The organism is Bradyrhizobium sp. AUGA SZCCT0182 (assembly GCF_018130185.1).
Classification (GTDB): domain Bacteria; phylum Pseudomonadota; class Alphaproteobacteria; order Rhizobiales; family Xanthobacteraceae; genus Bradyrhizobium.
Genome location: NZ_JAFCLY010000003.1, coordinates 291396 through 304698, shown reverse-complemented (window position 1 = coordinate 304698; position 13303 = coordinate 291396). Strand labels below are relative to the sequence as shown.

The 13303-nt window shown below is 64.2% G+C and carries 13 protein-coding genes; 5 read left to right on the top strand and 8 right to left on the bottom strand.

What is annotated here, in order from left to right; genetic code table 11:
- Positions 1-222: 222 nt before the first annotated feature.
- The gene (locus tag JQ611_RS05885; protein ID WP_212464775.1) at positions 223-3147 is read right to left on the bottom strand and encodes a TonB-dependent receptor domain-containing protein; all 2925 of its coding nucleotides are present in this window, start codon (positions 3145-3147) and stop codon (positions 223-225) included.
- A gap of 502 nt (positions 3148-3649) precedes the next feature.
- Here JQ611_RS05885 and mntR point away from each other — a divergent pair.
- On the top strand, positions 3650-4126 hold the full coding sequence (gene mntR, locus JQ611_RS05880) for a manganese-binding transcriptional regulator MntR (RefSeq protein WP_312010846.1): 477 nt from the start codon (positions 3650-3652) through the stop codon (positions 4124-4126).
- A gap of 21 nt (positions 4127-4147) precedes the next feature.
- Here mntR and JQ611_RS05875 read toward each other — a convergent pair whose 3' ends face one another.
- The 5 genes from JQ611_RS05875 to JQ611_RS05855 all read right to left on the bottom strand — a co-directional run bounded on the left by JQ611_RS05875 (position 4148) and on the right by JQ611_RS05855 (position 8996).
- Positions 4148-5569, bottom strand: a complete 1422-nt coding sequence (locus JQ611_RS05875) for a hypothetical protein (RefSeq protein ID WP_212464774.1) — start codon at positions 5567-5569, stop codon at positions 4148-4150.
- Positions 5570-5720: 151 nt separating this feature from the next.
- Positions 5721-7097 (bottom strand): sensor histidine kinase, encoded by a 1377-nt coding sequence (locus JQ611_RS05870; protein ID WP_212464773.1) that lies wholly within the window; start codon positions 7095-7097, stop codon positions 5721-5723.
- A gap of 105 nt (positions 7098-7202) precedes the next feature.
- Positions 7203-7874 (bottom strand): response regulator transcription factor, encoded by a 672-nt coding sequence (locus tag JQ611_RS05865; protein ID WP_212205458.1) that lies wholly within the window; start codon positions 7872-7874, stop codon positions 7203-7205.
- A gap of 186 nt (positions 7875-8060) precedes the next feature.
- Positions 8061-8729, bottom strand: a complete 669-nt coding sequence (locus tag JQ611_RS05860; protein ID WP_212464772.1) for a metallophosphoesterase — start codon at positions 8727-8729, stop codon at positions 8061-8063.
- Positions 8730-8843: 114 nt separating this feature from the next.
- The gene (locus tag JQ611_RS05855; RefSeq protein ID WP_212265382.1) at positions 8844-8996 is read right to left on the bottom strand and encodes a hypothetical protein; all 153 of its coding nucleotides are present in this window, start codon (positions 8994-8996) and stop codon (positions 8844-8846) included.
- Positions 8997-9267: 271 nt separating this feature from the next.
- Between JQ611_RS05855 and JQ611_RS05850 the strand changes: the two genes are divergently transcribed.
- Together JQ611_RS05850 and JQ611_RS05845 are read left to right on the top strand one after the other, a co-directional pair.
- Positions 9268-10269 (top strand): Ku protein, encoded by a 1002-nt coding sequence (locus tag JQ611_RS05850; protein ID WP_212464771.1) that lies wholly within the window; start codon positions 9268-9270, stop codon positions 10267-10269.
- A 29-nt stretch (positions 10270-10298) separates the two neighbouring features.
- Positions 10299-10535, top strand: coding sequence for a hypothetical protein (locus JQ611_RS05845; protein ID WP_212464770.1), 237 nt, complete (start codon positions 10299-10301; stop codon positions 10533-10535).
- Positions 10536-10550: 15 nt separating this feature from the next.
- Here the strand turns inward: JQ611_RS05845 and JQ611_RS05840 are convergent, their stop codons facing one another.
- Entirely contained in the window at positions 10551-10757 is a 207-nt protein-coding gene (locus JQ611_RS05840) for a hypothetical protein (RefSeq protein ID WP_212464769.1), read from the bottom strand.
- Positions 10758-10778: 21 nt separating this feature from the next.
- Complete coding sequence (locus tag JQ611_RS05835) at positions 10779-10943, bottom strand: Flp family type IVb pilin (RefSeq protein ID WP_212265386.1); 165 nt, start codon at positions 10941-10943, stop codon at positions 10779-10781.
- Positions 10944-11163: 220 nt separating this feature from the next.
- Between JQ611_RS05835 and JQ611_RS05830 the strand changes: the two genes are divergently transcribed.
- Both JQ611_RS05830 and JQ611_RS05825 read left to right on the top strand, forming a co-directional pair.
- Positions 11164-11334 (top strand): hypothetical protein, encoded by a 171-nt coding sequence (locus JQ611_RS05830; RefSeq protein ID WP_211995622.1) that lies wholly within the window; start codon positions 11164-11166, stop codon positions 11332-11334.
- 267 nt (positions 11335-11601) lie between these two features.
- Positions 11602-13236 carry a thiamine pyrophosphate-requiring protein gene (locus JQ611_RS05825; RefSeq protein WP_212385573.1) on the top strand — a complete coding sequence of 545 codons (1635 nt, stop codon included), beginning with the start codon at positions 11602-11604 and terminating at the stop codon, positions 13234-13236.
- Positions 13237-13303 lie beyond the last annotated feature (67 nt).

Genomic DNA, 13303 nt, shown 5'->3' with positions numbered 1-13303 from the left:
TTGCAGATATCAGACGTCCGGGGCGGCGGCGTCAGGAACCAGGCATCGGTGAAACTGAGTGGGCCGCCTGCCTTGCTCTAAAATTCAGGCGGCCCCGCCGACCATATCAATTGTCCTGCCCCACGGCAGAGGCCATAGCCAGCTGGACAAAGTATGAGCAGACGTATTTGAAAGTCTTGTGACAGAGGCCGCCGCCAGCCCAGTTTGCGCCACAACACCGGATCAATCCGCAATGATCGCGCCGCCGGCGCCGAACTTGTAGTTCACGCCGACCCTGACGCCATCGCTGGTCACCCTCGTGTTGGAATCGAACGCGACCGCCGTGTTGGCGGCGGTGGCCGGCGTGGAACGCACCGAACCGAAATCCATGTGAAGATATTCGAGCTTGCCGGTCCAGTTGCCCGCGAGGCGGGTCTCCAGACCGCCGCCGACGGCCCAGCCAAACCGGTAGGTGTCGGTATTCAAAGCTGCGGTCGTCGCGGCACCCGCATTATCGAAACCTGTGACCGACGTCGACGTCGTTATCTTGCCGAACGGCACGCCCGCCGTGACATAGGCAAGCAGGCCGGGTGAAACGAGCGCGCCGACGCGCCCGCGAACGGAGGCGACCCATCCCAGTTGGTAATCCAGGCTTGCCGTCACGGGTGCGTCGAGCGGAGCCAGCGCCGCGTTGCAGACATTGCCGGGACATGTCGTGGTGCTGCGTCCGCGCTGATTGCGGTACTCGAAATCGCCTTCGATGCCGGCGACCAATCGGCCGGAGATCCAATTGTAGCCGGCCTGCCCGCCAATACTGGCGCTGCCGCGCGTGGAGAACAGGCGGCCGCCGTCAAACGGCAGGCCGGTCGCATCCTCGCTGAACACCGCGCTGGTAACAGCCCTGCCGCCGACATACCCGACATTGCCGCCGGCATAGATGCCTGCCCAGTTCCAGGCCGCGTCGAGCATCCGCGGCGATTTGTAGTACATGCTGCCGCCCGGCCCCCGCGCCATCCCGAAGGACGAACCCGGCGCTCCGCTCGGCCGATCGACGCCGTATTTGACGTTGAGAAAGAGCTTGAAACCGCGCCCGGGCTGCAGGATCTCGTCCTTGTGGAATTGAACGGCATTGCGGATGTTGGCGTTGAGCAGATTGTCGCCGACCAGTCCGGTCACGACCTCGACCGCGCCCCACGGCGAATCCTTCCAGAACTGCCGGTTCTCCAGCTGCACCTTGAGCAGATCGTATCCGCCGGTCGTCGTATCGAACTGCGAAACGTCGTTCTGCGCGAATGCGTGCAGCAGGCCGACGCGGGCAAACCAGCTGTCGTTCCGCCAATAGGCGCCGCCGCCGAGCCGCATCGGCGGGATGCGCGGAACATTGCTGCCGTCGGTGAACGTCGCGCGCACGACATCGAATTGTCCGTCCACACCGAACGTACCGTTGGCGAGCGGTGCGACGTCCCATTGCCAGGCCAGCTCGCCGCCGCGAAACGTCGCGTCGCGCTGATCGTAATTGACCTGGATGTAATCGGTGCCGGCTCCGCATGTGGCAAACGTTTCCTGGCAAAGGATGCCGGTGGCGCGCGAGAAGATGAACTTGTCGTACGACGTGTAATAGGCGTTCGCGGCGAACCTGAAATCGCCGGCCGTGCGCTTCAGGCCGATTTCCGCCGTCTGCGCGGTCTCGATCCCCAGGTTCGGATTGCCGATCTTGAAGGTCTTCTCCGAACCATCAGGACCTTGCGCGAACAATTCAAGCGCGCGCGGTGCGCGTTCGATCCGCTGCAGCGTCAGGCTCGCGACCAGGTAGGACGGAAGATCCTTGATGATTCCGAAACTGACGCTCTTCGGCATGAAGTCGAGCTTGGCCGCGGCCCTGCCCGGTTCATTGGGCGGCGGCAGAAAATTCGGCGGGAAGGTGAACGCCGTTCCGGCGATATCGACGCCCTCGATGCGTCCCGCCAATTGCGTGCGCAGCGTCTCCGTGTGCCTTACCTCATTGAGGAAATACGCCGCCGCCGTTGTGGTCTTGGCAGGAAGCAGGATGGCCTGGCCGGCCGTATCCAGTTGCTGGTAGGCGCCCTGTGCACCGATAATGCTGGTCAGCGCCCCGATCGGCGTGGCGAACGCCGCAGATTCGAGCTCGATCTTGCCCTCGGTCTGCGTGTTCTTGAAGGTGGCCGTGATCCCCTCGTAACCGGGACCGGCGAGCACAGTCTCGTCATGCCTGTACTCCGAATATCCGGTCCAGTACCTGACGGCCGCAAGCGCGGCCGCGTCCGGGCGATATTCGCCCTTGCTGGTAATCTTGGTCTGCTCGAGATCGTTGTGCTGGCGGGCGGCCGCGGTCGCGATACCCGGAACGAAATAGTCGCTGGTGAAGCGCGAGACCGCGATGCCGGCATAGCCGCCGTCGAACAAATAAGAGCCGCCGACCGCCGCCCCCGCGCTCTGCGAGGCCGAGTTCGGTTGCCTGCCGTTGCCGACGGGCGCGGGGTTTGGGGGAACGAGATAGGGATAACTCGGGATGCTGTAATCGCTGGAGGATCGCCCATAGATGTCGGCGTGAACGGCGGCGTTGCGACCGCCGGCATCCAGCAACAGACCGCTTTCCCATCCTTTGTTGACGCTCGTCACACCCGATCTCAGTTCCGCGGCCACCCCACCCACTGGAGCGGCGGTCGGAATTCGGTTGTTGTTGACGTCGACCACGCCGCCGACGGCCTGCGAGCCGAACCGGAGCGCTCCCGGTCCGCGAACGACGTCGACCTTCTGGATCGCGAGAGGATCGATCGGTACGGCGTGGTCCTGCGCGATATCCGACACGTCGACCGCACCGACGCCGTTCTCCTGAATGCGGACCTTGGCGTCCGACAAGCCGCGCAGAATGGGGCGGGACGACTCCGTGGCCAGTCCGGCGGAAGTCGCGCCGGGCATGTTGGAGAACAGGCTGCCAAACCCGCCATTGCTGCTGCCGGTCTGGATTTGATTGCTGCCGATCGTCGACAACGGCGCAAACGGCGGATTGAAGGGCGAGGCTGGCGCGGCCGCCGGGGCGGGACCAGGCAGCGGTGCCGCGATGGCCCGTGAAGGCCGGCCGGGCTCGGAGCGCCCTGCCCGCCGCGCCGGCTTGGGCTGGCGCCCCTCCACGGTCACTTGCGGCATGTCGATTTCAGCCGGAGCGGCGGGCTTGTCTTGCGGCCCGGCGGCGGTGGCCGGTTGCGGCGGTGCCGTCTGCGATTGAGCGGGAGCCGCCGGAGCTTGTCCCGTTGCCGGGGCCGCCGGCGCGGGCGGCTCGGCAGGCGCCTGAGGTGCGGCCGGAGACGGCGATGGCGCAGGCGTAGCCGTAGCCGTCTGCGAGAGCGCCGCAGCCTGGCTCAAACATACCATTGCAAATGCAGAGGTGCCCAGAAGGGCCATTCGTGTCGCGCGCATCTCGTCCCCAACCTTCATCGCGCTACAGGAACCGGTCCGGATAAGCTGCGACCTTAAAACGTAGGTAAGGCTACATGTTAATGTTGCCCCGTTAACTGTCAAGACTGCCGCGGCCGGTCGTCGCAAGCTCGTGCCGGCCTGTTGCGGATTCGCGACACGCCGCCAACTTGCAATGTGGTCGGCAGCACGCCATGGTCTGCCTCCTCTCGATGGATTCGCCTGGAAAGGTGCCGTGTTGCGCAAGCCCTCGACAGACCGGGCCAAATCGATGCAGCCGCTCCCCACGGAGCAAACGCAGGCGCGCCGCTTTGGAAAAGCGCGGTCGGCGCGCTCGACCGCGGTTCTGGAAGATTATGTCGAACTGATCTCCGATCTGTTAGGCACGACCGGCGAGGCGCGCCCGACCGATATCGCACGCCGGCTCGGCGTGTCGCACCCGACGGCCATCGACACCATCGCGCGGTTGAAGCGGGAAGATCTCGTGACCGCGCGGCCCTATCGCGGGGTGTTCCTGACCGAGAAGGGCGAGACGCTCGCCAAGCGAGTCCGCGCGCGTCACCGCCTTGTGGTGGATGTCTTGCTGGCGCTGGGCGTCCCGCAGGAAGCGGCAGAGGGCGATGCCGAGGGCATCGAACATCACGTGTCGGATGTGACGCTGAAGGCGTTCGCCGAATTCCTGCGCGCGAACAAGGATCGCCGCAAGGTGTGAGGGTGCGACGGCCCTGGCGTCCTATCCGTTGCGGGTGGACTTGCGCTCGGCGGATTTGCGCTCGCCCGTGACGGCGTTTTCGGCCGCCCTGCTCATCAGCGACGCGTAATCATGGCCGAACAGGACTTCGCAGAAGCGGATCGCCGCCTTGGCCTGCAGTTGCCGGTAGGCGCGCGCCTTGGTGTCGCCGCCGCGCAGCGCCTGCACCAGCGCCTCGGTCGAGTGCTCGACATAATGCTGCAGGTCGGAATAGGTCCGCAACGTGACCTCGTTGATCGCAAGTTCGCTGGCATAGGTGCGGCAAACCGCGACGAAATCGATCAGGGCCGCGGTTTCCTCGACGTCCGTGGCGTCGATTTTGGGAGCCGACGAAATGTCCTTGTCGGCGCGCTGGCGCAGGATGCGCCGGACCCGGCCGGGCACGCTGTCGATTTCCGACTGCAGCGAATTGGAAATGTCGGCGCGGATCGAGGTCAGCTGCTTGCCCCATGTGGAATCGTTGCGCAGGTCGAGTTCGGTGCGCAGGCCGCGCACGCCGTCATGCAGCGTCTTCAGCTGTTCGCTGACATTGTCGAACTGGCCACGCCTGATGTCGGTGCGCAGGCAGGCCGCGAGAAAGGACAGATCGTGCAGCGCGAGCGTGACGGCGATGCCGTACGGCGTCGCGGCGACACGAATTTCATCGTCGGAAGCCGCCATCCTGATCGCGAGGCGGATGATCTGCCACGGCGCCGCCAGCCGCTGCATGATCAGCGACAGCGCGAACGGCAGCAGTTGCGGCGTCTGCAGCGAGGGAACATTGAGCGCCGAGGTCACCGACGCGATCTGGGATTCCGACAACGCCCGCAACTGGCTGGGAAGCCGGCTGCCCAGCGTGTCCATCGCCTCGCGGGCCCGCAAAACCGACCCGATCGACAGGAAGTCCTCGACGACGTTGGGCGGGCCGATACGGGCGAGCGAACGCTGCCGATCGTCGCCCTGCACCGGCGCCGCGACCTTGGCGATCGCCTCAGCGGCGGCGAGCTGGAATTTGCGCGTCTCCGATTCCAGTCCCGCGGTCGAACCGCTCAGCCTGATCTCGGCCAGCGCGGCTTCGAAGGCCCGCGCCTGCTCCGGCGCGCCGTCCCGGGCCAACCATTGCCAGACCGGCAGCAGCGAGGTGCGGCGGATCTGGCCCTGCCGCATCGGGAAATTGCTTTCGACCAGAAACGGCTCGATGGGGCGAAACAGCAGGCGCGCCGGATCGTCGGTCCGCGGCCGTATTTCCTCGTCTTCCTCGGTTCCGCGCACCACCTTGCGCAATTGCTCGAGCACGAGGGTGGCGACCGCGACTTCCTCGCCGCGCTCGATCGCGCGCTCGAACGAGCGCATCAGCAGCGCCTGCGCCTGAGGCGGGAGCTGGGCGAGATAGTCCCTCAGCCGCTCGGTCGATGTCTGGCTCATGCGCCCGGTGTGGATATGCGTGTGTCGTCCGGACGGCAAAGCGCGTCCAACCGCCATCATAAAAGTGCGCGCGTTAAGAAGTCGTTTAGGAATGATGAAATCAAGGGCGGCATGGCCGGTCCCCCGGACCGGATTCAATCGCTTTTCGCGCTCAAACCCCCGGCAGCAGCAGTTCGGCCCGCAAGCCGCCGATCGGGGCATCACCGAGCGCAAGGCTGCCGCCATAGAGGGCGGCGAGATCGACCACGATCGAGAGCCCGAGGCCAGAGCCCGGCTTGGATTCGTCCAGCCGCTGTCCGCGCCGCGAGACCTGCGCGCGCTCGTCGGCCGACAGCCCGCGGCCGTCATCATCGACGATGATCCGCAGCCGCGGCCCGGCGCTAGGCTCCGCCGCCGACTCGACCAGCACCTCGATCAGGACCTGCGCGGCGGCCCATTTGCAGGCGTTGTCGACCAGGTTGCCGGCCATCTCCTCGAGGTCCTGGCGTTCGCCGCGAAATTTCGCGCGAGGATCGGCTTTCAGATTGATCGCGATGGCGCGATCCCGGTGGATCTTTTCCATGGTCCGCCGCAACGCCTCGATCGCGGGCGCGACCTCGGTGACGGTGCCGACCACCGTGACGCGCGCGGCGATGCGCGCGCGCTCCAGATGATGCGCCACCTGATCGCGCATCACGTCGGCCTGCTCCAGCACCTTGCTGGCAAAGGCATCGACGGGGTGCGCGGCGGCCTCGTTGACGATGACCGATAACGGCGTCTTGATGGCGTGGGCGAGATTGCCGACATGGGTGCGGGCGCGCTCGACGATTTCCCGGTTGGCGTCGATCAGCGCGTTGGTCTCGCGCGCCAGTGGCGCGATCTCGACAGGAAACTCGCCCTCCAGCCGTTCGGCACGGCCGGAACGGATATCGGCGATCGATTCGGAAATGCGCTTGAGCGGCGCAAGCCCGAAGCGGACCTGGAAGATCGTGGTCAGCAGCAGCACGATGCCGAGCGCCGCGAAGGTGCCGCCGAGGTAATAGTCGAAGCTGCGCGTCTCGTCGAAGATCTCGCCGGCATCGCCGGCGACGCCGATCAGGAATTTGCCGTCCGCGCCGAGGTCGACCGGCCGCTCCACCATCCGCAAAGTCTGCCCCTCGGGGCCGTCGACATAGCCGAGACGGATGCCGGCCGCGGTCAGTTCGGCGCCGTGCTCCTCGAGTTTCGGCAGCTTCTTGTCCCACAGCGAACGCGACACCCGCGCTTCGGGCTTGTCGCCGTCGGTGCGCACAACCTGCCAGTACCAGCCCGACAGCGGCAGCTCGAACAACGGCTCGCCGAGCGACTGGAACGGGTGGTCGGGCGGCTCGTCCGGCGTGGCGACCTCGGCAATCAGCGTGCGCAGATAGAGATTGAGGCGGCGGTCGAAAGCGCGCTCGGTGGCATCGCGATAGACCGACGACAGCACGAACCCGGTGATGACAAGGATCACCACTACCCACGCGGTCGCCGACAGGAACAACCGTGTGGCGAGCGAGGAGCCGCGCATCAGGACGCGATCCGGAAAAGTGGCGGCCGGTTTTCAGACAAAAACATGCTCAAACAAAGAAGTAAGCGTGTTGCTTCGTCAACGCCTTTAATCAGAGGCCGGCAGTCACGTGCCCGGGGCGGGCGGCGTCAGGAGATAGCCGAGCCCGCGCACGGTCTGGATGATATCGACGTCGAGCTTCTTGCGGATCCGGCCGACGAACACTTCGATGGTGTTGGAATCGCGGTCAAAATCCTGGTCATAGAGATGTTCGACCAGTTCGGTGCGCGACACCACGCGCCCGGTATGATGCATGAGATAGGCGAGCAAGCGATATTCGTGCGACGTCATCTTGATCGGATTGCCCGATACGCTGACCCGGCCGGTGCGGGTGTCCAGCGAAACCGGGCCGCAGGTCAGTTCCGACTGGGCGTGACCGGTCGAACGGCGGAGCAGCGCGCGGATCCGCGCCAGGACTTCTTCGAGATGAAAGGGCTTTGCGACATAGTCGTCGGCGCCGGCGTCGAAGCCCTGCACCTTGTCGCTCCAGCGGTCGCGGGCGGTGAGGATCAACACCGGCATCGCCCGTCCGTTGCGGCGCCACGACTCCAGCACCGAGATGCCGTCCATCTTCGGCAGGCCGATGTCGAGAACGACGGCGTCATAGGGTTCACTGTCACCGAGGTAGTGCCCCTCCTCGCCGTCGAACGCGCGATCGACCACATAACCGGCATCCGTCAGCGCCGTCGTAAGCTGACGGTTGAGATCGGGGTCATCTTCGACGACAAGCAGGCGCACGCTGGCCTCCAATGGTGAACTTCACGAAACCTGCCACAAGATGAGGCTCACCGGCGTGAACGGCCAATGAACGGTTACTCCGCGCTAGGTTACTTTTTCTTCATGGCGGCCCGCAACGGCGCGGCCGTCAGTCGCAGGTAACGCCTGGCATGCCGAATCGGCCGCCCAAAGCGCCCAAAAGCGCGGCTAACGACCGTCTGCCCCACGGACCACGATGAAATCGACAGGGCCGCCCGGCCGGCCATCGTCGAACACCCCAACCGTCAGCCGTCCGGATTTCCAGGCGGCGGTGTCGAGATTGGTGCGGCCCTCGTACAACAGTGGGCCTTCGGGATCATTGTCGTGGCCGTGCACGACGTGGAGTTCGCCGAACCCGCTCGAATCGTCCTTCGGGTAGCGTTTCCATAACAGGGTTTTTTCGCTCTGCTTCTCCAGCGGCGTCGCTGCTTCGACGCCCGCGTGCACATAGAGGCGGCGCGCATCGACATACAGCAGCCGCAATTGATCGAGCCACGCGATATGGGCGTGCGGCACCGCGGCGGGATCGCCGCCATAGGACGCCAGCGCCGTGTCGCCGCCCCGCTCCAGCCAAAAAGCCTGCTTCGCCGGATCGCGCAGCCCTTCGACCATCATCGCGTCGTGATTGCCCTTCAGCGCAACAAACCGCCAGCCGCCGCCAATGCCTGGCAGCAGCCGCTCGATCACCTGCCTGCTCTGCGGGCCCTTGTTGACGTAGTCGCCGATGGTGACGATGACGCCGATTTTGCCGGACGCATGTGCGTCGATCTCCAGGAGCGCGCGGCTCAGCAGATCATCACGGCCGTGAATATCCGGAATGACGTAGGTGAAGCTCATCCGCGTACGCATTTCCGGCTAAGGGACACCACGGTGCTATTCCAACCGCACGCCACCGGCAACCGGCGTGCATCGTCCGGCCGGGCTGCCGGCGGCCGTCATTTGCACCGTCCCTTACGTCCGGAAGAACACGAACCAGACCACGCCCAGGATCAGGATCGCTAGTCCAGTTGAGACGGACAGGAGCGCCAGCACCGACGGGCCCGGTTCGGCCTGACGGGCCTCGGTCGGGGTTTCGATAATCTGGCCATGTCGACGCGTTGCCATGGGGGACCTCATTTGCGTAAGTGCCTGTAATGCCAGCTATTGCTTCGCCACCACCTGTGTCAAAAGCAACGCGTGATGGCAGATCGTGTTCCGGGGCCTTGCACCCGGCATTTTTGCGGTCAGGTCGTCCAAAAGGTCGCAGCCGAACGGCGGAACATATCGCGCGGTCTCGGTTAACGCCGTTGGCAGATTCCCTCCCCCGCCGTGTTTGAAACCAGGTCTGCAGATGGTATTCTTCACGGTCGTCTGTTGCGTCTGTTCGGAGTTTCCCATGGCCCCCCGCGCCAACTGGAAGGGCTTTTTGCGCCTTTCCCTCGTGACCTGCCCGGTCGCCCTGTACCCCGCGACCTCGGATACCGAGAAGGTCTCGTTCAACCAGATCAACCGCAAGACCGGCCATCGCATCAAATATGCCAAGGTCGATGCAGACACTGGCGAGGAAGTCGCCAACGAAGACATCATGAAGGGCTACAAGATCGACACCGACACCTATATCGAGGTGTCGAAGGACGAGCTTGACGATCTCGCGCTGGAATCGACCCGCACCATCGAGATTGATGAGTTCGTACCGAGAGCGGATATCGACAGCCGTTACGTGATCCGTCCCTATTACCTCGTGCCGGACGGCAAGGTCGGCCACGACGCGTTTGCGGTGATCCGCGAAACCATCCGCAGCATGGACAAGGTCGCGATCGGCCGCGTGGTGCTGACCAACCGTGAGCACATCATCGCACTGGAGCCGCTCGACAACGGCCTGATGGGGACCCTGCTGCGCTACCCCTATGAGGTCCGCAGCGAGAAGGAGTATTTCGACGACATCCAGGACGTGAAGATCACCAAGGATATGCTGGATCTGGCCAAGCATATCGTCGAGCAGAAATCCGGATCGTTTGAACCCGAACAGTTCGAGGATCGCTACGAGCAGGCGCTGATCGACCTGATCAACCAGAAGCGCAACGGCCAGAAGACATCGGCGAAGGCGGCACCGAAGACCGGTGGCAACGTCATCAATCTGATGGACGCGCTGAAACGCAGCCTCGCCAACGAGAAACAGACCGCCCCCGCCGCGGCCAAGGAAAGCGGCAAGGAAAACGGCAAGGAAAACGGCAAAGCCAAAGGCAAAAAGCCGCGCAAGGCAGCCGCCGGCCAGCGCGAAATGCTGCTGCCGATCAGCGGCAGCGGCAAGCGCGCCGCCAAGGAAACTGTCAAGGAAGCGCCGAAGAAGGCCGAGAAGCCGGTTCGTACGTCCGCCCGCACCAGGAAGGCCAGTTGATCGCGCAGGCGCTCGGCCGGTAGCGCACGATGCCGTGGTCGACGCCGTTTGATGAGCCGATCGCGCTGCGGGGCGGCCGCACGCTCACGACGCTGCAGCAGGCCGCCGACTACGTCATGAAACTGCCAAAAGCCGACCAGCAGGAAGCGCGCTGGCAAACCGCGGTCGAGCACTTGATCAGGGCTGCGGAGACCGGCGGCGGGTGGCTGGTGTTCGCGCGGATCGCAATGATGCAGGCGCTATATGCGGATGGAAACGACCGGTAACGCGGTCATGTGGCGCTAGTCCCCGTCGCCGCCATCTCCGCCAAAATCAAAGCCGTCAATGCCGTCGCCGGTTGGCCTGTTCCGGAACATCATGTCAGTCAGCAGGGCCACAATCAGGATGGCGGCGAATACGCGCCACGGATGCTGCACGCCGTAGGCGACGATCTGCCGGCCGAAGCTGACGATTGGTGAGCCCCAGGTCCCGAACAGCAGCTCCTGCATGATGCGCGCTGCCGATCCGTCCTATTTGAGCGATGTGCTGACAGTCTCGAATTTGGTGCTGAGCGCAGTGCCGACGCCGTTGACGGCACCAACGATCACGATGCCGATGCCCATCGCAATGAGACAATACTCGATCGCGGTCGCGCCGGACTCATCCTCGACAAAATTCCTCAACAATCGACGCATGAAAGAAAGCTCCTGTCGACGCCGCCGGGATTCTTCCCGCGTCGTGCCCCAAATGGAACCCTAGAGCGGAATGATTGACGGCGTTTTGACGAACAGGATGAACGACTGATTAAGCCGGAGGCACGACTACACCGGTATTCCTACGGTACCAAAAATTTACTCTGAATTGTCCAACGCCCCGCCATGGTCGGCGGATCGGCGTCTTCCGGAGCGAGCGCACATGTCCACGCAGAAGCGTGAACCAGGAAAAAACTACATCGGCCTCTTGAACGATGAGTTGGAAGAGCAACGCACCGCCGAGGTGCGATCCGGCAACGATCGCCGTCTGACGGCGTATGTCCTCGGCCTGATGGCGGCGATGTTCAACCATCGCCGCAACGAGGCGAGATAGTTGCCCTCCTCTCGCCCGTAGAGCGCGGCCGGCTTCGAGGCCGCCGCGGCGAACACCGCCCGACACGTTCTGATCGAGTGGGAACCGCTGGACTTCGGACTCATCGGTTTGACGCCGGTATTGGTCTGCAGCAACCGCTCCGGCGGCAAACGCATATCAGCACTTCCCGGAGCAGGCGCCGCCCGCGCTTTACGGTGAGGAAATTTCCTGTTCCAACTGTGAGCAATCGGCCGAACGAACCGGCCTGCACACAAGGGGGAAGCCGTCATGAAGCTCGGCGCCGCGATTGCAGAAATCATGAAGCGCGAGGGGATCGAGATCCTCTGCGGCTATCCCGTCAATCATCTCATCGAGTATGCCGCCAATGCCGATATCCGCCCCGTGATGGTGCGCCAGGAACGCATCGGCGTCCACATGGCGGATGCGATCTCCCGCGTCACCTCGGGCCATTCGATCGGTGCCTTCTGCATGCAGCACGGCCCGGGCGCCGAAAACGCCATGGGCGGCGTGGCGCAGTGCTACGGCGAATCCGTCCCGGTGCTGGTGCTGCCGATGGGCTATGCGCGGCGGCTCGCCAATATCGACCCGAACTTCAACTCCAGCCAGGCGATGCGGGCGTTTTCGAAATCCTCCGAGCCGATCATTCTTGCGGCCGAAGTCTGCAATATTTTCCGGCGGGCGTTTACAAAACTGAAGAACGGCCGCGGTGGGCCTGTCATTGTCGAAATCCCGGCCGATATGTGGAACGAGGAAGTGCCGGAGCCGCTGAACTACACGCCGGTGCTGCGCACCCGCTACGGCGCCGATCCCGTCCACATCAAGGAAGCGGCCGCGCTATTGGTCGGCGCCAAGCGGCCGGTGATCTACGCCGGCCAGGGCGTGCACTACGCCAGGGCCTGGCCGCAACTGAAGCGGCTGGCCGAGCGTCTCGCCATCCCCGTCACCACGAGCCTTGGCGGAAAATCGTCGTTTCCGGAGACGCATCCGTTGTCGCTGGGTTCGGGTGGCCTTGCCGTGCCCCGCGCGGTGCCAAAATTCCTCGGCGAGGCCGATGTGATCTTCGGCCTGGGCTGCTCGTTCACCGAGACCTCGTTCGGCATCGCGATGCCGAAGGGCAAGACCATCATTCATTCGACGCTGGACCCCAACCATCTCAACAAGGATGTCGAGGCCAGGATCGGCCTGGTCGGCGATGCCGGCCTGGTGCTCGATGCGCTGCTGGAAGAGATCGGCAGAAGCGTCACCAGCGATCGTGACGCCACTGCCGTCGCCGCCGAGATCGCCGCCTCGCACAAGGAGTGGCTGGCGAAGTGGATGCCGAAACTCACCCACAACGACGCCCCGCTCAATCCCTATCGCGTATTGTGGGACCTGCAGCACACCGTCGACATCAAGAACACCATCATCACCCATGATGCCGGCAGCCCGCGCGACCAACTCTCGCCGTTCTGGAAATCGGTCGAGCCGTTGTCCTATATCGGCTGGGGCAAGACCACGCAGCTCGGCTACGGGCTTGGGCTCGCCATGGGCGCCAAACTCGCAAAGCCCGACAAGCTCTGCATCAATGTCTGGGGCGATGCCGCGATCGGCTTCACCGGCATGGATTTCGAGACCGCCGTGCGCGAGCGGATTCCGATCATGTCGATCCTGTTGAACAATTTTTCCATGGCGATCGAGCTGAAGGTGATGCCGATCTCGACCGAGAAATACCGCTCGACCGACATTTCCGGCGACTACGCCGCGATGGCGCGCGCCTTCGGCGGCTATGGCGAACGGGTGACCAAGCCGGAAGACATCATTCCCGCGATCCAGCGCGGCATCGCCAAGACCAAGGAAGGCATTCCGGTGCTGCTGGAGTTCATCACCAGCAAGGAGACCGAGGTCTCCCGGCCCGGAACCTGATGCCGACCCGGCCGATAACCGCTTAGCCTGCTTCACTTTTTGACGCCCCGGCCTTAAGAAAAGGCCG